General features: G+C 60.4%; 26 protein-coding genes and 1 tRNA gene. 17 read left to right on the top strand and 10 right to left on the bottom strand.

The features are described from left to right. Position 1: 1 nt before the first annotated feature. Both FJ946_RS13205 and FJ946_RS13200 read right to left on the bottom strand, forming a co-directional pair. Entirely contained in the window at positions 2–1,150 is a 1,149-nt protein-coding gene (locus FJ946_RS13205) for a hypothetical protein (RefSeq protein WP_140496098.1), read from the bottom strand. A gap of 187 nt (positions 1,151–1,337) precedes the next feature. Continuing rightward, a complete protein-coding gene (locus FJ946_RS13200; RefSeq protein WP_224704666.1) occupies positions 1,338–1,874 on the bottom strand; it encodes an EipA family protein in 537 nt (178 codons plus the stop codon). A 386-nt stretch (positions 1,875–2,260) separates the two neighbouring features. On the opposite strand from FJ946_RS13200, the gene FJ946_RS13195 reads away from it, so the two are divergent. After that, positions 2,261–2,890 carry a histidine phosphotransferase family protein gene (locus tag FJ946_RS13195; protein WP_140564027.1) on the top strand — a complete coding sequence of 210 codons (630 nt, stop codon included), beginning with the start codon at positions 2,261–2,263 and terminating at the stop codon, positions 2,888–2,890. A gap of 242 nt (positions 2,891–3,132) precedes the next feature. After that, the gene (locus tag FJ946_RS13190; protein ID WP_140496100.1) at positions 3,133–3,501 is read left to right on the top strand and encodes a response regulator; all 369 of its coding nucleotides are present in this window, start codon (positions 3,133–3,135) and stop codon (positions 3,499–3,501) included. A gap of 90 nt (positions 3,502–3,591) precedes the next feature. On the opposite strand, the gene ctrA is transcribed toward FJ946_RS13190, so the two are convergent. Then, positions 3,592–4,287, bottom strand: a complete 696-nt coding sequence (gene ctrA / locus FJ946_RS13185; protein WP_006203583.1) for a cell cycle two-component system response regulator CtrA — start codon at positions 4,285–4,287, stop codon at positions 3,592–3,594. Positions 4,288–4,738: 451 nt separating this feature from the next. Here ctrA and FJ946_RS13180 point away from each other — a divergent pair, with 451 nt between their 5' ends. Beyond that, complete coding sequence (locus tag FJ946_RS13180; RefSeq protein WP_140496101.1) at positions 4,739–5,116, top strand: flagellar export protein FliJ; 378 nt, start codon at positions 4,739–4,741, stop codon at positions 5,114–5,116. A 61-nt stretch (positions 5,117–5,177) separates the two neighbouring features. Here the strand turns inward: FJ946_RS13180 and FJ946_RS13175 are convergent, their stop codons facing one another. Continuing rightward, a complete protein-coding gene (locus tag FJ946_RS13175) occupies positions 5,178–5,576 on the bottom strand; it encodes a helix-turn-helix domain-containing protein (RefSeq protein ID WP_140496102.1) in 399 nt (132 codons plus the stop codon). Positions 5,577–5,665: 89 nt separating this feature from the next. Here FJ946_RS13175 and FJ946_RS13170 point away from each other — a divergent pair, with 89 nt between their 5' ends. Further along, complete coding sequence (locus FJ946_RS13170) at positions 5,666–6,592, top strand: NADP-dependent oxidoreductase (protein WP_140518054.1); 927 nt, start codon at positions 5,666–5,668, stop codon at positions 6,590–6,592. Between the two features lie 67 nt (positions 6,593–6,659). Here FJ946_RS13170 and FJ946_RS13165 read toward each other — a convergent pair whose 3' ends face one another. Next, on the bottom strand, positions 6,660–6,935 hold the full coding sequence (locus FJ946_RS13165) for a DUF1153 domain-containing protein (protein WP_006203587.1): 276 nt from the start codon (positions 6,933–6,935) through the stop codon (positions 6,660–6,662). 98 nt (positions 6,936–7,033) lie between these two features. Between FJ946_RS13165 and FJ946_RS13160 the strand changes: the two genes are divergently transcribed. After that, positions 7,034–7,228, top strand: coding sequence for a hypothetical protein (locus tag FJ946_RS13160; RefSeq protein WP_140518053.1), 195 nt, complete (start codon positions 7,034–7,036; stop codon positions 7,226–7,228). Beyond that, positions 7,225–8,415 carry a tRNA 2-thiouridine(34) synthase MnmA gene (mnmA, locus tag FJ946_RS13155; protein WP_140564026.1) on the top strand — a complete coding sequence of 397 codons (1,191 nt, stop codon included), beginning with the start codon at positions 7,225–7,227 and terminating at the stop codon, positions 8,413–8,415. Before FJ946_RS13160 ends, mnmA begins: the two co-directional genes overlap by 4 nt. A gap of 37 nt (positions 8,416–8,452) precedes the next feature. On the opposite strand, the gene FJ946_RS13150 is transcribed toward mnmA, so the two are convergent. Beyond that, on the bottom strand, positions 8,453–9,418 hold the full coding sequence (locus tag FJ946_RS13150) for a Gfo/Idh/MocA family oxidoreductase (protein ID WP_140496105.1): 966 nt from the start codon (positions 9,416–9,418) through the stop codon (positions 8,453–8,455). A gap of 240 nt (positions 9,419–9,658) precedes the next feature. Here FJ946_RS13150 and FJ946_RS13145 point away from each other — a divergent pair. Next, positions 9,659–9,735: transfer RNA gene (locus FJ946_RS13145), tRNA-Met, on the top strand. Positions 9,736–9,892: 157 nt separating this feature from the next. Next, the gene (locus tag FJ946_RS13140; RefSeq protein ID WP_140564025.1) at positions 9,893–10,135 is read left to right on the top strand and encodes a hypothetical protein; all 243 of its coding nucleotides are present in this window, start codon (positions 9,893–9,895) and stop codon (positions 10,133–10,135) included. Positions 10,136–10,755: 620 nt separating this feature from the next. On the opposite strand, the gene FJ946_RS13135 is transcribed toward FJ946_RS13140, so the two are convergent. Genes FJ946_RS13135 through FJ946_RS13120 form a run of 4 tightly spaced genes read right to left on the bottom strand, consistent with a single transcriptional unit; the run spans position 10,756 to position 11,808 of the window. After that, positions 10,756–10,956 carry a hypothetical protein gene (locus FJ946_RS13135; protein ID WP_140564024.1) on the bottom strand — a complete coding sequence of 67 codons (201 nt, stop codon included), beginning with the start codon at positions 10,954–10,956 and terminating at the stop codon, positions 10,756–10,758. Continuing rightward, positions 10,929–11,165 carry a hypothetical protein gene (locus FJ946_RS13130; RefSeq protein WP_140564023.1) on the bottom strand — a complete coding sequence of 79 codons (237 nt, stop codon included), beginning with the start codon at positions 11,163–11,165 and terminating at the stop codon, positions 10,929–10,931. The genes FJ946_RS13135 and FJ946_RS13130 overlap by 28 nt, the downstream gene beginning before the upstream one ends. Next, a complete protein-coding gene (locus FJ946_RS13125) occupies positions 11,162–11,440 on the bottom strand; it encodes a hypothetical protein (protein ID WP_140564022.1) in 279 nt (92 codons plus the stop codon). The genes FJ946_RS13130 and FJ946_RS13125 overlap by 4 nt, the downstream gene beginning before the upstream one ends. Further along, entirely contained in the window at positions 11,437–11,808 is a 372-nt protein-coding gene (locus FJ946_RS13120; RefSeq protein ID WP_140564021.1) for a hypothetical protein, read from the bottom strand. The genes FJ946_RS13125 and FJ946_RS13120 overlap by 4 nt, the downstream gene beginning before the upstream one ends. A gap of 171 nt (positions 11,809–11,979) precedes the next feature. Here FJ946_RS13120 and FJ946_RS13115 point away from each other — a divergent pair, with 171 nt between their 5' ends. The 9 genes from FJ946_RS13115 to FJ946_RS13075 all read left to right on the top strand — a co-directional run bounded on the left by FJ946_RS13115 (position 11,980) and on the right by FJ946_RS13075 (position 16,744). Continuing rightward, complete coding sequence (locus FJ946_RS13115) at positions 11,980–12,189, top strand: transcriptional regulator (RefSeq protein WP_246673108.1); 210 nt, start codon at positions 11,980–11,982, stop codon at positions 12,187–12,189. A 39-nt stretch (positions 12,190–12,228) separates the two neighbouring features. Further along, on the top strand, positions 12,229–13,191 hold the full coding sequence (locus FJ946_RS13110) for a site-specific integrase (protein WP_140564019.1): 963 nt from the start codon (positions 12,229–12,231) through the stop codon (positions 13,189–13,191). A gap of 218 nt (positions 13,192–13,409) precedes the next feature. After that, a complete protein-coding gene (locus FJ946_RS13105) occupies positions 13,410–13,841 on the top strand; it encodes a type II toxin-antitoxin system antitoxin SocA domain-containing protein (protein WP_140564018.1) in 432 nt (143 codons plus the stop codon). A gap of 3 nt (positions 13,842–13,844) precedes the next feature. Next, a complete protein-coding gene (locus FJ946_RS13100) occupies positions 13,845–14,285 on the top strand; it encodes a hypothetical protein (protein WP_140564017.1) in 441 nt (146 codons plus the stop codon). 27 nt (positions 14,286–14,312) lie between these two features. Beyond that, the gene (locus tag FJ946_RS13095; protein ID WP_140564016.1) at positions 14,313–14,822 is read left to right on the top strand and encodes a hypothetical protein; all 510 of its coding nucleotides are present in this window, start codon (positions 14,313–14,315) and stop codon (positions 14,820–14,822) included. Positions 14,823–14,843: 21 nt separating this feature from the next. After that, a complete protein-coding gene (locus FJ946_RS13090; protein ID WP_140564015.1) occupies positions 14,844–15,368 on the top strand; it encodes a hypothetical protein in 525 nt (174 codons plus the stop codon). 53 nt (positions 15,369–15,421) lie between these two features. Beyond that, positions 15,422–15,820 carry a hypothetical protein gene (locus tag FJ946_RS13085; RefSeq protein ID WP_140564014.1) on the top strand — a complete coding sequence of 133 codons (399 nt, stop codon included), beginning with the start codon at positions 15,422–15,424 and terminating at the stop codon, positions 15,818–15,820. Positions 15,821–16,109: 289 nt separating this feature from the next. Then, complete coding sequence (locus FJ946_RS13080) at positions 16,110–16,310, top strand: hypothetical protein (RefSeq protein ID WP_140564013.1); 201 nt, start codon at positions 16,110–16,112, stop codon at positions 16,308–16,310. After that, entirely contained in the window at positions 16,307–16,744 is a 438-nt protein-coding gene (locus tag FJ946_RS13075; RefSeq protein ID WP_140564012.1) for a hypothetical protein, read from the top strand. The genes FJ946_RS13080 and FJ946_RS13075 overlap by 4 nt, the downstream gene beginning before the upstream one ends. Positions 16,745–16,850: the final 106 nt, after the last annotated feature.

Genomic DNA, 16,850 nt, shown 5'->3' with positions numbered 1-16,850 from the left:
TTCAATCTGCCGCAGCCGCCTTCTGTAATGCCCGCACGCGGTCGGCAAGGCTGCGGCCGCCGCTGTTCGGACGCGCATCCTGCTGCGCCTCCAGCGCCTTGGCGATCGGCGATCCCGGCCCTTCGAGCTTGGCTGTCAAGTTGACGACTTCCGCCGCCAGGTCATTCATCTGTTCGCGCAACATGGAACTTGCGTGGCGTGTATCGCCCTGCGGGCTGGCGGCCTCGGCAGCGGACAGATCCGCCTTCAGCCGCTTGTTCTCGCGTGCCAGTGCCGTCAGTCTGGCCTCCAGCCGCTCACGGTCGGCGTCGAGCCTGGCGATCGCCGTTTCGACGTCGTCGCGCCTGTCCGCCTGTACCTGCCCGCCGATCAACCGCAAGGCCGAGGCGCCGTCCCCGGCCTTCGCTTTTTCGCGCTGCCGCGCCAGATCTTTCTCGCGGCGTTCGAGCTTCTCCTCTCGGTCGGCAAGCGCGGCGAGCAACCGTTCGACTTTCTTGTCCAGTTCGGCGGTTTTTTTCCTCTCGGCCTTCAGCGCCTCACGCGCGGCCTTGCTTTCGGCCGCGATCTCCTGGTTGCGCCTGTCCGCCTCCTTGCGCTGGCCGCGCAGCAGCGCGATATCGCTGGCGAGCTTCTGCAACTCGGATTCGCGCGCCACAAGTTCGATCTGGCGGCTGCTGGAGGAGAAGCTGGCGTCGTCATACATGCGTTCCAGCTTCTCAAGCTCAAGCGCGCGCTTCTCCAGTTTGCGTTCGGTCTCCTTGAGCCGCTCGGACAGCCGGTGCAGTTCATCCTCGCGCTGGTGCAGCGCCGCGTTCTTGGCGGCCAGTTCATCGAGCACCTGGTTCTTGTCCATGCGCTCCAGCGCCAGCCCCTTCAGGGCCTCGCGGCCGCGATTGATCTCGATGAGCTGCTCGGTCGATTTCTCGCGCAGCGCCTTGACGTTCATCTCGAGGCGGCGCGTCGCCATGGCGAACTCCGCCCGGATCCGGTCCTTGTCGGCCCCGATTTCGGCTTGCGTCAGCGGGATCGAGGCTTCGATGCGTTTGCGCGTCAGAGCGACCGCCCGCCGCCAGATGGCCGGAGCCACCATCAGCGCCAGAAAGCCGGCGCAGAGAAAGCCGAGAGCAAAGAACAGGACCGACTGAACCAAGTGACTATCCGTTATCGCGCGCCGACATGCAACAATACGAGGATCAAAAGCCGGTCGCGACCTTTGACCGCTACTCTGTTGGCATGACGGAAATCCGGCGCTGCGGCAAGGGCTCGCCGCGGCGCATATGGGTCATCGGATCTGGATTCTTATCGAAGCGTATACACATTCCGGTCGTGACCTCGGGTCAGAACGGATTCCACGTCGCCCGTTCGGTAAGCTTCAGGTAGCCGAGATTGACGCCGAGCCGGGCGCCGACGCCGGTGCGGATCGGCACCAGCAGCACATTGTTGTTCTTCAGCACATTGAATCCGACGCCCGCCACCACATAGGCCGAGCCGGCGACGCCGCCATAACGGTTGTAGAGATTGCCGACGTCATCGAGATTATAGACGAGCATCATCACCCGCGATCCCTCGCCGCCGAAATCCCAGCCGAGCGACGGGCCTTGCCAGAACACTTTATGGTCGCCGGCATTCTTGGTGTAGAGCGTGCCTTCGCCATAGGTCAGGCCGCCGATCAGCGCGCCGGATCCCTCCTCGCCAAGCAGATAGCCATTGGGCAAGCCATAGGAAGCAAAAATCTTCTCCACGACTGTGGCAAGGCCGCCCGATGTCGCGCCGAAGAACTTGTGACCGGAATCGACAATCTCCTGAGCGGTGTACTCCTGGGCCCGCAGGGCCGATGTCGAGAAGACGAGAACGCCCAGGAGCGTGATCGCCATTGAGAGGACACGGAGAAAACTCCGGCCGTAGAATCGGGAAAACATGCTTCCAATCTCCGTCAGGGAGCACTTTCGCCGACGCCTCGCACCCGTACGGCTCTTTAGGCGGCCGTTAAGGATGGCTGTTAGGGGCAAACTATGCCGTAATCCTTTTTCAACCATTAAACTCGCACATGAAGATGGCGGTTCGAAGGCTGTTGGGGTCGTTCATACAGGCAAGCAGCCTGCGTGAACGCGCCATAGGCCCCAACGGCGATTTTGGGTTTGTTGCTGCACGCACGGGCGCTGTGTATTCAGAAAGCCTGGGAAGAGAGCGTGATTCGTATGGGCAGGCGACGATCGATCGCGCGGCCATGATTTATGGGATTTTGCAGGGATTTTCGCCGATGTCCGATCTTTTCACCCTTTCCGCACCCGATCTGGCGGCACTTTTGTGCAGCCGGGTCTGCCACGACATCATCTCGCCTGTCGGCGCGATCAACAACGGGCTTGAACTGCTCGATGAAGGCGGCGCCGACGAGGACGCCATGAAGCTGATCCGCCAGAGCGCCCGCAACGCCTCGGCGCGCCTGCAGTTCGCCCGCATCGCCTTCGGCGCGGCTGGTTCCGCCGGCATGCTGATCGACACCGGCGATGCCGAAGCCGTCGCTATCGCCTTCCTCAAGAATGAGAAGCCGGAACTCATCTGGAATGGAACCCGTGCACTGTTGCCCAAAAACAAGGTCAAGCTGCTGCTCAACCTGATCCTGGTCGCCAACGCCGCCATTCCACGCGGCGGCAAGCTTTCGGTGACGCTGGAGAATCTCGAGACCGAGCCTCGCTTCGCGCTTTCGGCGAGCGGCCCCATGTTGCGGGTGCCGCCGAAATTCCTCGAACTGCATTCCGGCCACAAGCCGGAGGAACCGATCGACGCGCATTCGGTGCAGCCTTACTATACGCTGCTTCTGGCGCGGGAGGCCAACATGACGATATCGATCCATGCGACCGCGGAAGAGATCGTGCTTTCGGCGGCCTGAGATCCGCACAAACCAGCAGCAAAGTATTTCAGCTCTGTAATATTGGTTGAATGGACCTGCGGACGGAAGATCAACTTCGCCTGACAGCGCGGGCCAAAGCATCTGCAAGGAAAAGCTTGCAAACCGGCATGTTTGCAAAAATTTTACCTAATGGCTTTTCGGCTTCTTTACCAGATCGGCCTATGCTGTGCGGCAGATACCCCGACGCGACCGGATTGCCACAAGGCAAAGAGGACCCGGAAATGAAACGCTGCATGTTCGTCGACGATTCTAGCGTCATCAGGAAAGTTGCGAAGCGCATCCTGGGCGGTTCCGACATGATGGTCATCGAAGCCGCCAGCGGGCTTGACGCGCTGGAGATGTGCGCCGCCGATATGCCTGATATCATCGTCGTCGACGGTGCACTGCCGGATGTACAGGCGGTCGACCTGATCCGGCGCGTGCGCGCCATGGAAAGCCCGACCAAGCCGCAGATCCTGATCTCGCTGGTCGAACTGGACATCGCCTCGATCATGCGAGCCAAACGCGCCGGCGCCCAAGGCTATCTGTTGAAGCCGTTCAACCGCCCGCAGCTACTCGAGCGTTTTCGCACCCTGAAGATCGCTGCCTGATCCATCGGACCGCGGTTACCACCGGTCTATGACGCAAAAACCCGGCTGACGCCGGGTTTTTGTTTGGAATTTCGATCGGGCAGCCGTCGCTCAGGCGCTGACGCGGATGTCTTCCGGTTCGCGCAGCACATAGCCGCGGCCCCAGACCGTCTCGATGTAATTCTGGCCGCCGGACGCCGCATCGAGCTTCTTGCGCAGCTTGCAGATGAAGACGTCGATGATCTTCAGTTCCGGCTCGTCCATGCCGCCATAGAGGTGGTTGAGGAACATTTCCTTGGTGAGCGTGGTGCCCTTGCGCAGCGAGAGCAGCTCCAGCATCTGGTATTCCTTGCCGGTAAGGTGCACGCGCTGGCCGCCGACTTCGACGGTCTTGGCATCGAGATTGACCACCAGGTCGCCGGTGGTGATGACCGATTGGGCATGTCCCTTCGAACGGCGCACGATGGCATGGATGCGCGCCACCAGCTCGTCCTTGTGGAAAGGCTTGGTCATGTAATCGTCTGCGCCGAAGCCGAGGCCGCGCACCTTGTCCTCGATGCCGGCCATGCCGGAAAGGATGAGGATCGGCGTCTTCACCTTGGAGAGACGAAGCGTTCTCAAGACCTCGTAGCCGGACATATCGGGTAGGTTGAGGTCGAGAAGGATGATGTCGTAGTCGTAGAGCTTGCCCAGATCGACACCCTCTTCGCCGAGGTCGGTCGTATAGACGTTGAAGCTTTCCGATTTCAGCATCAGCTCGATGCTTTGTGCGGTTGCACTGTCATCTTCTATCAGCAGAACACGCATTTCATTCCCCTTTTCTGCTGCCGGACCATCTTGCGACCCATCCGGGACCGGAGCAGTGATTGCCTGGTGCAGAGGCTGCCATGGAATGGTTAACAAAACCTAATTCCGCGTCGATGACGGTACCAGATTTTTTAACCACTTTCTACACCCTCTTGAATTTAATAACGAATCACAGGACCAAACCGCTAATGCAACACATTAAAAACCTGGACTAAGTGACTCCAGGGACTCATCGACATCGCTTCCATGTCGCCAGCCGGATTTTTACCCGGCCTTAAGTCCTGACCCGTATGATTAACAATGCCCGTAAACGAATGGTTACCGTCGGCAAAAAACTTTAGGGTTTTGTTTCCCATAGTGCGGGGAAAGCCGGTGGACACGGGCAGCGCTTGGGCCTTTCCAAGTGGTTTGGACGATATGTGCAGGTGTGCGTTTCCGGGAGTACCGAATCATGAAGTCACGTGAAAACCTCGTTCGGCTGAAACAGTTTCAGGTGAATGAGAAGCGGCGGCAGCTGCTGCAGCTCGACATGATGATCGCCGAATTCGAACGCATGGCCGCCGAGCTGGAGCTTCAGATCAGCGCCGAGGAAAAGAAGGCCGGTATCACCGACATCAATCATTTCGCCTATCCGACCTTCGCCAAGGCGGCCCGTTTGCGCCGCGACAACCTCAGAAATTCGCAAGGCGACCTCGCCCAGCAGCGAAGCGCCGCCGAATCATTACTCGGCGAAGCTGAAGCGGAGCTTTCCAAGGCGGAAATGCTCGAATCGCGCGACACCAAGATTCGCGAGGCCGAAACTGGCGGTCGTAGCGCGATGATCGGCTGAACCGCCCGATATCCGCGTCTTTGAGCACGTCCAAGCGGGCGCGCAACGCATTGGGCGAGCGCTAAACGGCCCACTCCCCTTCATTCACGGCCGCAGCTCGCGCCCGGGCCTCCTTGATGTCGGGAACGTGTTGTTCCGACCAGGATCTGATCTGGTTGAGCAATCCCGCCAGATTCTGGCCAAGTTCGGTCAATTCATATTCGACCCGAGGCGGGACGACCGCGAACACCTCGCGCCGCACCAGGCCGTCGCGCTCGAGCACGCGCAACGTCTGCGTCAGCATCTTCGGCGTAATGCCTTCGAGCTTGCGGGCAAGCTCGCCATTGCGCTGCCGGCCTTGGCGCAGCGCACAAACAACCAGGTAAACCCACTTGCTGGCCAGCGTCTCCAGCACCGTGTGCGAGGGACAGGTCCGCCGGAATGCATCATAGCCGTAGGGGGAGTCGAGATCACTATCCATACGGTGCCTATATATCAAAAAGGTATATACTGGACAAGAGACTATTACTCTCCAAATGATAGTGGGACCGATCAATCAGGAGAAATCTTATGCGTGCCATTATCCAGAATTCCGTCGGCGGACCCGATGTCCTTGTCATCGCCGAGCGCCCGGCGCCCTCGCCCAACGCCGGCGAAGTGCTGGTCCGCATCAAGGCGGCCGGGATCAATCCGGTCGATGGCGCCGTGCGCGCCGGCTATTACCCGCTGCTCGGCGAACCACCCTTCATCCTCGGCTGGGACCTTTCGGGAACCGTCGAGGCGCTGGGGCCTGGTGTCAGCGGCCTGAATCCAGGTGACGCGGTGTTCGGCATGCCGCGCTTCCCAAAGCAGGCGGCAGCCTATGCCGAACTGGCCGCGGTGCCCGCCGATGAAATCGCGCGCAAGCCCGCGCACGCCGATTACGTCCAGGCAGGCGCATTGCCGCTGGCCGGCCTCACCGCCTGGCAAGGCCTCGTGCGTCATGGCGCGATAAAAGCCGGCCAGCGCGTGCTGGTCCACGCCGGGGCCGGCGGCGTCGGCCATCTGGCGGTGCAGGTCGCCAAGGCGGGCGGCGCCTGGGTTGCCGCCACCGCCAGCACGGAAAAATTGGATTTCGTCCACAAGCTCGGCGCCGACGAGGTCATCGACTACACCAAGGATGATTTTACCGACAAGGCGAAGGACATCGACCTGGTGCTCGAGACGGTGGGCGGCGAGCACGCCCATCAATCGTTGAAGGTGCTCAGGGACGGCGGCGTGCTGGTGTCACTGCTCGACATCAGCGACAAGACCAGGGCGGATGCCAAGGCGCGAAGCATCCGCGTCGAACGCATGTCCGTTGTTCCCGACCGCGAAGGCCTGCTGGAACTTGGCAGGCTCGTCGATGCGGGAAAGCTTACCGTGCATGTGGCAAAGACCTTCCCGCTAGAACAGGCCGGCGCCGCGCACGCTTTCCTCGCCAGCAAGCCGGTCGGCAAGGTGGTGCTGACGGTCTGAAACGCGCAAATGCTGTCAAGAAACCAAAAGGGCGCGAACTTCGCGCCCTTTTGCAGATTCTTGAGCGTCAGTGCCGGTATTGCTGGATGCGCGTCGTGCGCAGCCCGGCGAGGCCGTATTCGTCGATCGAGGCCTGCCAGGACAGGAACTCCTCGGTGGTCAGCTTGTAGCGCTGGCATGCCTCCTCGAGGCTCAAAAGCCCGCCGCGCACCGCTGCAACCACTTCCGCCTTGCGCCGGATAACCCAGCGACGTGTATTCGTCGGCGGCAGATCGGCAATTGTGAGAGGGCTGCCGTCAGGCCCGATAACATATTTGACTCGCGGTCTAACCAGATCGGTCATCGTACTCTCTACAAAAAACTCAAAGACCCAATCCCCACCACGTTACCGCCACAGCTTTAAAAATTGCCTAAGCAGACCCTAACAGCTAGGTAATGATCATGAACGCCGCGTTAGTCTTTTCGCAAACATTTGAAATATCTGCCGGGAAGTTCCGGATTCGCTCGAAAAATCTGCGCGGTCACCGGGCCGGCAGTTGCCCGCCGATCGGTTCCCGCAAGCTGGCGCAGCCGCCAAGCTTGACCTATATTCGCGTCATTGGCATGCAAGCGCCGCGCAGAACGAAAGAACCATGAACAGCCTCGATCTTCCCGGACGTCCCGAAAACACCCGTATCGTCGTCGCCATGTCGGGCGGCGTCGATTCGTCCGTCGTCGCGGGTCTCTTGAAGCGCGAGGGTTATGATGTCGTCGGCGTCACCTTGCAGCTTTACGATCATGGCGCCGCGACGCACCGGGCCGGGTCCTGCTGTGCCGGGCAGGATATCGATGACGCCCGCCGCGTTTCCGAGACGCTCGGCATTCCGCATTATGTGCTCGACTACGAAGAGCGCTTCCGCAAGGCGGTCATCGATCCCTTCGCTGAGAGCTATGTCGCCGGCGAGACGCCGATCCCTTGCGTTTCCTGCAACCAGACGGTGAAGTTCGCTGATCTGCTGGCCACCGCCAAGGATCTCGGCGCCGACGCGCTGGCCACGGGCCACTACATTCGCTCCGGCGCCAATGGCGCCCATCGCGCGCTCTATAGGCCGGTCGACGCCGATCGCGACCAGAGCTATTTCCTCTTCGCCACCACGCAGGCGCAGATCGATTATCTGCGCTTTCCGCTCGGCGGCCTGCCGAAGCCGCAGGTTCGCGCCATTGCCGAGGAGATGGGCCTGACGGTAGCCGCCAAGCAGGACAGCCAGGACATCTGCTTCGTGCCCCAGGGCAAATATTCCGACATCATTGCCAAGCTGAAGCCGACGGCCGCCAATCCGGGCGACATCGTCCATATCGACGGCCGGGTGCTCGGCCGCCATGAAGGCATTCTGCGCTACACCATCGGCCAGCGCCGCGGCATCGGCGTGGCCTCCGGCGAGCCGCTCTATGTCGTCCATCTCGACGCCGAGCGCGCCCGTGTCGTGGTCGGGCCGCGCGAGGCGCTGGAGACGCACAAGATCTACCTGCGCAACATGAACTGGCTTGGTGACGGCGCGCTGGCCGACATGCCCGCGGGCGGGCTGGAACTGTTCGCCAAGGTCCGCTCGACCAGGCCGCCACGCCCGGCGATGCTCCGTCACGAGGCGGGCATCACATCGGTCGAATTGGCCGATGGCGAGTCCGGTATCGCGCCTGGACAGGCTTGCGTGCTCTATTCCGACGACGGCAACGAGGCCCGCGTGTTCGGCGGCGGCTTCATCGAACGCTCCGAGCGCGGCGTCGAGGCCGAGGCGATGTTGAGCCGACTTGCCGCGTCACCGGCGCAGGTTCCCGCCGAGTAGGCAACGATCTCTCCACCGCGACGCGGCCCGATCTTCTTCAGGGATTGGATTTGGTGTGCGTGACCGTACCCGCGGTCAGGATGCGCAGCACCCGGATTGCCTCCTCGCCGCTGGTGCGCGGTTCGGCCCGCGTTTCGATGCAATGGATGAAGTGCTCGAGTTCGCGCGTCAGCGGCATGCCTTGGCCAACCGCGACATAGGAGGGCTCATTGGTGGTGAACGCCCATTGGCCGCTGTCCTGCCAGACCGCGTGGCGATAGACGGCGAGCTTGCGCTCCCATGGTTCGACATCGTCGAAGACAGCCATCGCCTTGGTGCCGACCACGGTCAGCCGCCGTTCGCGGTAAGGGTTCAGCCGCGAGGCGAAGAGATGGCTGCGCAAACCGTTGGGAAAGCGCATGTGCAGATGCGCGAAGTCGCTGAGATTGTCGAGCAGCGCCGCCCCTTCGCCGCGCACCTCGATCGGTTCGGTGCCGGTGATGGCCAGGATCATCGACAGGTCATGCGGCGCCAGGTCCCATAGCGCATCGTTCTCGGTGTGGAATTTGCCGAGGCCGAGCCGGTGCGAATGGATGTAGCGGACCTCGCCGAGCTCGCCCTTGTCGATGAGCGCCTTCAGCGTCTCGAACGCGGGATGGAAGCGCAAGACGTGGCCGACCATGAAGACGCGGCCCTTGTCCTTCGCCGCCTGCACCGAGCGCTCGGCATCGGCAACCGTCAACGCGATCGGCTTCTCCACCAGCACGTCCTTGCCGCTTTCGGTGGCGCGCACCGCCATCTCGGCATGAAATTGCGGCGGCAGCGCCATGACGATGGCGTCGATGTCATTGCGGACGAACAACTGGTCCGGTTCGATCGCGAGGCAGTCCTGTTCGCTGGCAAAGCCTTCGGCGCGGGCACGGTTGGCGTCGGAGACCGCGTGCAGCGCGCCGAGCGCCTTGAGGGTGCGGATGTGGTTGGAGCCCCAGTATCCGCAACCGAGGACTGCAATGCGCGGCTTCATCTGTTCTCAAACTCTAAAAACTCGTGGCCGAGACATAGCGACGTGCCTCTTCGAACTCAACCCCGGCGGCTGCAACCAATTATCGGCGCGGCAAAGCTTTTCGGCAGCGAGAATAAGCGCCCCTGCCGAGCGGTTCGAAGCTTGACAGGCTCACCCTCCCAACCTTATATCCGCGCGACCTTGGCGAACGCCTCGAAATGCCTTGCGATTTAAGGCGGATTTCGGGCCTTTCGCCGCCCTGGCGGGGTAGCTCAGTTGGTTAGAGCACGGGAATCATAATCCTGGGGTCGGGGGTTCAAGTCCCTCTCCCGCTACCAAATTCTTCTTAGCAAAATCAGTTTCTTAGGTGCAATAAACGCATCTAGGATGCTGATTTCATGTCACGCCATGTTGCAAGCCACTGCCTATCATTTCCAAGGGTTTCCTGAGACTATCGGCAGGTCCGCGCGACATGGGCGCGACATGGAGGGACAAATGACAGATGGGGAGAAAGAGAAGATCAAGCTGAGAGCGACATACTTCAACGGGATCGCAATAGCCCTTATGGCAGTTGGCGGTATCGGCCCGTACGTCACCCTTAGCCAACTGCTCCGAGGCACTGAAGCAATGGAGTTTTTGAATGTCGCGGGGACGTTGTTTTTTGCCTGCGGATTTGTGTGGATCAGTTTGAAATTGCATGAGCGCGCCGCCGGTGTCTTGGGCGAGTTAGACAAATAGGCCCGCAGCCCCGATTTCAAGGGTGAACCCTCGCGGCAGCGCCTTGGCGTCCGGTGCCAATTGCGGTGCCAACTCTTTCCTGCAACTGTCGTGACTCCGGACGCGACATGGGGGAGGGATTTATGCGCCGCGAAATTTTCGGCATCGCTATGATGGCTGCCTTGGGGGGCTGTTCAAACAGCGAACCTCGATATCGGGTTTCGCAGGGATCGATCGCGGCCTACATGAATCCTGGCCAGTCTCAGCCGACAACGGTCTTACTTGACCAAAAGACCGCTCAGACGTGGTTCTTGGCGCGCACCGCCACCGGTGAGGTGACATGGCTGCCATTAGGTGAGCCGATTGCAAGATAGAAAGCCCGCCACCGTGAGGCAGCGGGCCTCACCCTCGCTGGCGAGACGTCGAGCAAGGCGTTGGCGCTATCCTCGTGGGACAAGGGCCGGCGGCAACCGGAAGATCAAAATTCCAGTCGGGAATAATGATCCGGCGACCGCCGCTTTCACCGGTACCCTGTCGGAACCGGTGACTTAGTTTTCGATGTGCCACCGCCGGACGAGCATAACAAAATGGTTCTCGTGATCGATTTGGGTTCGCCGCTCGCCGCCAAGCACTGCTCCAAATCATCGCGGCACCACGATCACGAGTTTGACCTTGTGATCGATCTGGATACGAAAATCCTCCCCATGCGCGCGCTGCATCTTCTCCGCTAAAATTTGCGCGAGCACATCGATCTCATTGATGAGCGATCGAGCCTCCGCCGTGGCCTTCTCAATCAATGGACGGAAGTCGCCGCTCATCGGCTCGCCCTCGCGCTGATCCATAACCAGATTCCGGCGATCGCCATGCCGACGATCGATGCCAGCAGCACTCGACCGGCGTTTTCACGAAATTGCGGTTCTTTCGATAAATTGCTGGAATCGGCGACCATGCGCCGAAGCCTTATCTCAGCCAGCAGATCTCTGGCGCGCCGTTCGTGCCAGCAGGCCAAGCCGAAGTGCGCCCGGCAGAGCAGTGCGATTGCCAATCTCATGACCGGCCTTTCCGCGGCGCATCCCCAGGCCATCCCGCTTTTTCAAAATGCTCCCGCGATGGATGAGTGAGCCGGAACAGGTCGCATCGAAGCGCTTCAGCGGCTGCGATGTTTTCTTCGGCCAGCCATGCGAGCCGCTGAACGACGCTCCCTTCGTCGCTGCTCATAGTCTCCGCGACCATTGCGAGCGCGGCAGCCAAATCCCTCGCTACCGACAGCGGCTTCTCCATATTGCTCACGGCGTTGAAGCTTTCACTGCGGGCCATGGCGCTCATGCTGCACCGCCCTTCGATGCGAACATGCCGTCGCTGTTGTCGATGGCGCGCGTATTTGGTTCGAGCATCATCAATTTCAGATGTGAGTACGTGGTCGGGCCGCCCCAATCGCGTCCAATAATGTTGACCGCCACCGACCCCGCTCCATCTTCGAATGCCAGTCGCTCAAGCTCTCGGATGTGCCAGATGGCTTGTTCGAGTAGTGACTTTTCCGGTTCGGCCGCAACAGGCGCCACAGCAGCTACACTGACCGCTCCGGCAGCAGTGCTGCGAAGGAAGAAGCGACGGGTGATGCTGACAGCAAGGGCGTTGCGGCGATTGAGATTGGGCATGCCTTCGGCGGCTGCCCGAACAGGTGTGTTCGGCATGGTTGTCTCCGGTGATGATTTCTGGCACCCTTCGAGTTGGGTAATTTAACCATAAGCTTGGTTGCCACTTGCCGTCAAGCGCAATCTGTGTAAAAAAACCAGGAAGGGATTTTAAAGGACCAAATGCCAGTGACTGGAAACCAAATTAGAGCTGCTCGTTCGTTGGCGGGCATGAACCAAGAAGACCTAGCCGAAGCGGCGAAGGTCGGGATCAACACGATCAGAAACTTTGAAGGTTGGGGCGCCGAGATCGTGCGCGGCCGCATTGACACGATGGATGCGATACGAGCCGCGCTCCGAGATAAGGGCCTCGAACTGCTCGAGGACGGCCAGATGTCCACTGGCGGTCTGGGAGTGCGGTTCATCAGCCCGCGCCCGTAGCGAGAACACCAATTATCAATACGAACTGGAGGGGTTCCCATGTCCGCTTTGAGCATCGTCTCGGCTTCGAATACGCTGCCGGCCCTGTCGGAACTCACCGACGAGGCAATCGACTATGGCCGCGCTGCCCTGTCAGCGAACACCATGCGCGCCTACAGGACCGATTGGAGCGCTTTCCAGGACTGGTGCGCAGCGCGTGGCCGGACCTCACTGCCGGCTTCCCCTGCCACCGTGGCGAACTATGCATCTTACTTGGCCAATGCGGGCAAGCGCGTGTCGACGATCGGCCGTAGCCTGGCCGCGATCCGGTTCTTTCACCGCGGCGCCGGCATGGACAATCCGACCGAAGACGCTGGCGTCGGCGCCATCCTGAAAGGCATACGGCGCACCGTGGGCGTAGCGCCTCGCCAGAAGGCGCCAGCAACCGCCGACGTCATCCACCGCCTGCTGGCGCATGTCCCGCGTGACACGCTCCAGGGGAAGCGAGACAGGGCATTGCTGCTGCTAGGGTTCGCCGGCGCCTTCCGTCGATCCGAACTCGTCGGGATCACCGTCGCGGACCTCACCTTCAACGAGAAGGGCGTCGACGTGTTTCTCGGCCGCTCCAAGACTGACCAGGAGGGAAAGGGTCAGTCTGTCGCCATCCTGAATGGAAAGGCGCTGGCGGCCGCTGACAGGCTCCGGGAGTGGCTGGACGGGGCCGGCATCAGCGAAGGCCCGATCTTCCGCCCAATCAGTCGTGGCGACACCGTGGCGGCCGATGGGCTGACCTCGCAATCGGTTGCCCTGATCGTCAAGCGCTATGCCGACGCTGCTGGCCTCGATGTCGCCAGCCTGTCCGGGCATTCGCTACGTGCCGGCTTCATCACATCGGCCGCTGACAATCGCGCCTCGATCAGCCGCATCATGGAAGTGTCGCGCCACCGGGATCCGCGCTCGGTCGAGACCTATGTGCGACGGGCGGATCGGTATAATGATCACGCTGGGGACGGGTTTTTGTGACCGACTTGTCCCTGCTCGTGAATTCGAGGAGCGGAACCCTACCTGGAACAAACCATTTTCGTTAAGCAGATGTGTCATGATGATGTCACTGTTCGCGTGTGCAGCATCTTTACCGCAGCGCACAACACAACCATATTGTGCGAGAATCGCGAAGCACGTATGTTCCGGCCATAGCTCATGGGAGGCTTTCCAGGCTGGTGCCGGAAAGGAGCGACAAAATGGCAACCGTTCTCGACGTCGCAAAATATATTCTGGAGCATCTCGGCCCTATGTCCGCGATGAAGCTCCAGAAGCTTGTCTACTACTCGCAAGCCTGGTCATTGGTGTGGGATGATCGGCCGCTTTTTAATGACCCGATACAGGCTTGGGCAAACGGGCCGGTCTCGCCCAGACTCTACGCCATGCATCGCGGTCAGTTCGAGGTCACCGATCAAGCCATACCCGGTGATTCCTCTCATCTCGACGCGGCGGCGAGAGAGACCGTGGACAGCGTTTTGAAGTTTTACGGTGATAAATCAGCGCAATGGCTGTCGGATCTAACTCACAATGAACAACCGTGGTCCGATGCCCGCAGCGGATTGGCACCTGGGGACCGAGGCGCGCGGGAAATAACTCGAGCATCGATGGCAGAGTACTATGCGAGCCTTTAGCGCTTGACGAAAAAACACACACCGAAGACGGGCTTCACTCCCAGCCCGACAAAGACCCCCAAAATTCAACAAACGCCGCCGAGCTTTCGAGGCGGCGTTTTGGCATGGCGTTTCAACGCCGTAGACAAAGCTGGGCCTTTCGCGTGGACCAATCTGTCGAATCCTATTGAGCACAAGTCGCTCATCGAGAAGCTTGCCGAGTTCGAAACCATGACCGAGGCCACGCTGGGGAGCAACGGCTGTCATTTCATCGCGGTAACCAAGCTCTCGAAAGAAGCCCAATCGAGGCTCGTGGATATCCAACTCGACGACTTGGACGAACTCTATTCAATGAGGATGAACGGCAAGGTGCGCGTCCACTGTGTGCACAGAGCGCATTACATGCGGGTGCTTTGGTACGATCCCGAGCATCAAGTGTGCCCTTCGGCCAAAAAGCATACCTAGTCAGCAACCCCAGTTGAGGAAATGCCTATGGACGCTACGCCGACTCAACCCGAGACAGAAAAAGCGTACGACCTTCGCATTCGTGCTGCTGAGCGGGCACATGACGCAAGGCGCGCGACTCTCGAAAATACGAACTCCCAAGTCTTGTCGTTCTCGAACGGGGCTATGCGGGCGCCTGCGCTTGTGGCTGCTGGCGGCGTCGCCGCCGCTCTCGGCTTCTACAGCGCAAACTACACTCGGTTAGCCGCTCACCCAGAGAGCTTGATCACGTTCAACTCGATCCTGTATTGGCTTTTCGCAAGCCTCCTGCTCACGGTAATCGCCCCTGGCTTGGCCTACTTCAGTCAGATTTTCTTTGCTGAATCGATTGCGGCCGAAGAGTTCGCATGGGATGCACCTTTCATTCGAGACACGCGTCAATCGAAGCGGTGGGCCTTTGCTGGCGGAATTGTGAGATGGACCGCAATCGCTGCCGTGCTCGGCTCAATCATATGCCTTGCGATCGGCGGATTATCCTTTCTGTCGCTGGCTAGGTGAGCGGCGCCCAAGAGGACGGCAATGGCAGACGATAGAGGTCGATACATCAACGAAATTGTTGAGCATCCGGCATTCGAACGCATAAGGGGAGAGATCCTAAATAACGTCGAAACCAGAGCGAAAGAGGCGCAGGCAGCCTTCAACGGCCTCATGACCTTTTGTGGTGTGATCTACACGGGCGGCACAATTGCGGTGCTCGGTTTCGTCGGCGGGCGGATCTCCGCCGGCGTGCCTTACCTAGCTATCGCATCACTTGGTCTGTTTGTCTGCGCGCTCCTAAGTTTCGCTATTCTGTACCAGCGGCATTCCCAGCTGATGGCAGGCCGCCACCACCATTATGCTATGACTGCGAACGCCTTTTTTGGTCGGAAGGCTACCCTCGAAGAGGTCTTAGCAGCCGGCCATGCGGGTCAGGCAAAGTATCTTTATCGTGCCATTTTTTGGGTTCCCCTCGCGCTAGCAAGCGCAGGTTTTATATGTGGAGGCCTGGGCGTGTTGGGGTTGGGTTCAATTTCACCGCCTGTTCTGCCCTTGATCACACCATAAACCGCAGCCGGGTAGCGATAATCGTTCTTCTCGCTAAGTTTTGTGAGGCAGCCATGAAGGCTCCAAAGCTGCCCAAAACCACAACGCTACCGGCCGATGCCACGCTGCGCACCATTGCCGGCGGCTTGGCAGATCGGGTCGAGTATGTGCGACGAGTACTCGGGCAAATGACCGGCTTCGGCGGCCAGGTCCAAGTCCGTGTCGGCGTGCGGAGCAAACCCAAGTACCCTGACTACATCGTCGAAATGCTGTTCTTCGAGGAGGACGATCCCGACCACCCGGCCGGCTCTGCCATCATGAACATCTACAACGGGCCGACCCACAAGCTCTACGACTTCGACGACGACAGCTTGGACGCTTGGAAGAACTGGTCGACGCTCGGGATGACCTTCGCGGAGGTCCAGACACTGATAGGGGACCTCCGGCGCCCGCCTACAGGCGGGCTCATATAAAGCTCAATGCTATTGCGTTGATGCATCGTTTGACGCAAACATCTGCTGTATACGGCATCGGAGACGCTCATGCTTGCGCGGACAGGTCAGCATCCCTGCGATATCTACCGTGTCGCGCGCGCCTGTGGCGTCACCCTTCACGATGGCGCTGATAATCGCACCAGCGGGCGCCTGCCAGGCCAATGCTACTGCAAGCCGACACTGCGCTCGATCGGCCGGGCGCACGGCGAGGGACACCTCGCCATCTGCCTCCGCCTGATCAATGAAACCGGCAACGGGCTCGAGCTGCATGCATTTGCAGGCGGTTTCCGCCCTGGTCCTGTCGGGCTGGGTGACCGTCGGCTCTGATCTCTTTGACGCCTTCGACGACATCGACGTTGGCCGCGTCCGCGCCTTCGCCAAGACGATGCCAGGCACGACGGCGGACACGATGGCGGCGCTGTTGCTGGGGCTCATGTTCGGCCAGCGCATTGCGAGGAAGGCAGCATGACAGAGATCGAGGTGGAAGGCGTCGGAACCTATCGCCTGCCGAATGCCTGGCAGTCATCCCGAATAGGCCGCATGCGCTCCGCTGATCGTTCCGTGGCGCGATTGGCGTTTGGATGCGGCATGACCGTTCCGCAGTTCCGGAAGCTTCCCCAGGACCGGCAGCAAGCCGTCTGGCAAGCATATCTCGCCCTGATGTCGCCGACGAACGCGGGGGGCGTCCCGTCGAGCAATGACAACGAGCCCGCGGCGACTCGCTTTCGGAAGGGCATCCATCGCAGCACCGGCGAAAAGATCGCTATCGGGCGGCGACTGATCGCGGTGAAAACATCACTGCCCCGCGGGCATTTCGGGCCATGGCTGGAGGAGAAGGGCATCCCGGCTCAATTCGCGCACATGGTGATGAAGATGGCAGCTCAGATGAAGCTGGCGGCCTAAAAATGGTGTAGCGAAGCGCGGGTACCGGCCGGCGAGGTCGTTGACTTTTGACCCGCTCTCCGACCGTCGATGGCCATTGCAACCATTCGTCAACCATACCGGTACG

This window comes from Mesorhizobium sp. B2-4-7 (assembly GCF_006442685.1).
Lineage (GTDB): Bacteria > Pseudomonadota > Alphaproteobacteria > Rhizobiales > Rhizobiaceae > Mesorhizobium.
The sequence above is the reverse complement of the archived record's forward strand: the minus strand, read 5'-3'. Positions and strand labels throughout refer to the sequence as shown.

Bases quoted from the DNA above. Each gene is read 5' to 3' on its own strand.
- FJ946_RS13200 (WP_224704666.1), bottom strand. From the start codon at position 1,874: ATGGCGATCACGCTCCTGGGCGTTCTCGTCTTCTCGACATCGGCCCTG.
- FJ946_RS13195 (WP_140564027.1), top strand. From the start codon at position 2,261: ATGTCCGATCTTTTCACCCTTTCCGCACCCGATCTGGCGGCACTTTTG.
- FJ946_RS13190 (WP_140496100.1), top strand. From the start codon at position 3,133: ATGAAACGCTGCATGTTCGTCGACGATTCTAGCGTCATCAGGAAAGTT.
- ctrA (WP_006203583.1), bottom strand. From the start codon at position 4,287: ATGCGTGTTCTGCTGATAGAAGATGACAGTGCAACCGCACAAAGCATC.
- FJ946_RS13180 (WP_140496101.1), top strand. From the start codon at position 4,739: ATGAAGTCACGTGAAAACCTCGTTCGGCTGAAACAGTTTCAGGTGAAT.
- FJ946_RS13175 (WP_140496102.1), bottom strand. From the start codon at position 5,576: ATGGATAGTGATCTCGACTCCCCCTACGGCTATGATGCATTCCGGCGG.
- FJ946_RS13170 (WP_140518054.1), top strand. From the start codon at position 5,666: ATGCGTGCCATTATCCAGAATTCCGTCGGCGGACCCGATGTCCTTGTC.
- FJ946_RS13165 (WP_006203587.1), bottom strand. From the start codon at position 6,935: ATGACCGATCTGGTTAGACCGCGAGTCAAATATGTTATCGGGCCTGAC.
- FJ946_RS13160 (WP_140518053.1), top strand. From the start codon at position 7,034: ATGAACGCCGCGTTAGTCTTTTCGCAAACATTTGAAATATCTGCCGGG.
- mnmA (WP_140564026.1), top strand. From the start codon at position 7,225: ATGAACAGCCTCGATCTTCCCGGACGTCCCGAAAACACCCGTATCGTC.
- FJ946_RS13150 (WP_140496105.1), bottom strand. From the start codon at position 9,418: ATGAAGCCGCGCATTGCAGTCCTCGGTTGCGGATACTGGGGCTCCAAC.
- FJ946_RS13140 (WP_140564025.1), top strand. From the start codon at position 9,893: ATGACAGATGGGGAGAAAGAGAAGATCAAGCTGAGAGCGACATACTTC.
- FJ946_RS13135 (WP_140564024.1), bottom strand. From the start codon at position 10,956: ATGGATCAGCGCGAGGGCGAGCCGATGAGCGGCGACTTCCGTCCATTG.
- FJ946_RS13130 (WP_140564023.1), bottom strand. From the start codon at position 11,165: ATGAGATTGGCAATCGCACTGCTCTGCCGGGCGCACTTCGGCTTGGCC.
- FJ946_RS13125 (WP_140564022.1), bottom strand. From the start codon at position 11,440: ATGAGCGCCATGGCCCGCAGTGAAAGCTTCAACGCCGTGAGCAATATG.
- FJ946_RS13120 (WP_140564021.1), bottom strand. From the start codon at position 11,808: ATGCCGAACACACCTGTTCGGGCAGCCGCCGAAGGCATGCCCAATCTC.
- FJ946_RS13115 (WP_246673108.1), top strand. From the start codon at position 11,980: ATGAACCAAGAAGACCTAGCCGAAGCGGCGAAGGTCGGGATCAACACG.
- FJ946_RS13110 (WP_140564019.1), top strand. From the start codon at position 12,229: ATGTCCGCTTTGAGCATCGTCTCGGCTTCGAATACGCTGCCGGCCCTG.
- FJ946_RS13105 (WP_140564018.1), top strand. From the start codon at position 13,410: ATGGCAACCGTTCTCGACGTCGCAAAATATATTCTGGAGCATCTCGGC.
- FJ946_RS13095 (WP_140564016.1), top strand. From the start codon at position 14,313: ATGGACGCTACGCCGACTCAACCCGAGACAGAAAAAGCGTACGACCTT.
- FJ946_RS13090 (WP_140564015.1), top strand. From the start codon at position 14,844: ATGGCAGACGATAGAGGTCGATACATCAACGAAATTGTTGAGCATCCG.
- FJ946_RS13085 (WP_140564014.1), top strand. From the start codon at position 15,422: ATGAAGGCTCCAAAGCTGCCCAAAACCACAACGCTACCGGCCGATGCC.
- FJ946_RS13080 (WP_140564013.1), top strand. From the start codon at position 16,110: ATGCATTTGCAGGCGGTTTCCGCCCTGGTCCTGTCGGGCTGGGTGACC.
- FJ946_RS13075 (WP_140564012.1), top strand. From the start codon at position 16,307: ATGACAGAGATCGAGGTGGAAGGCGTCGGAACCTATCGCCTGCCGAAT.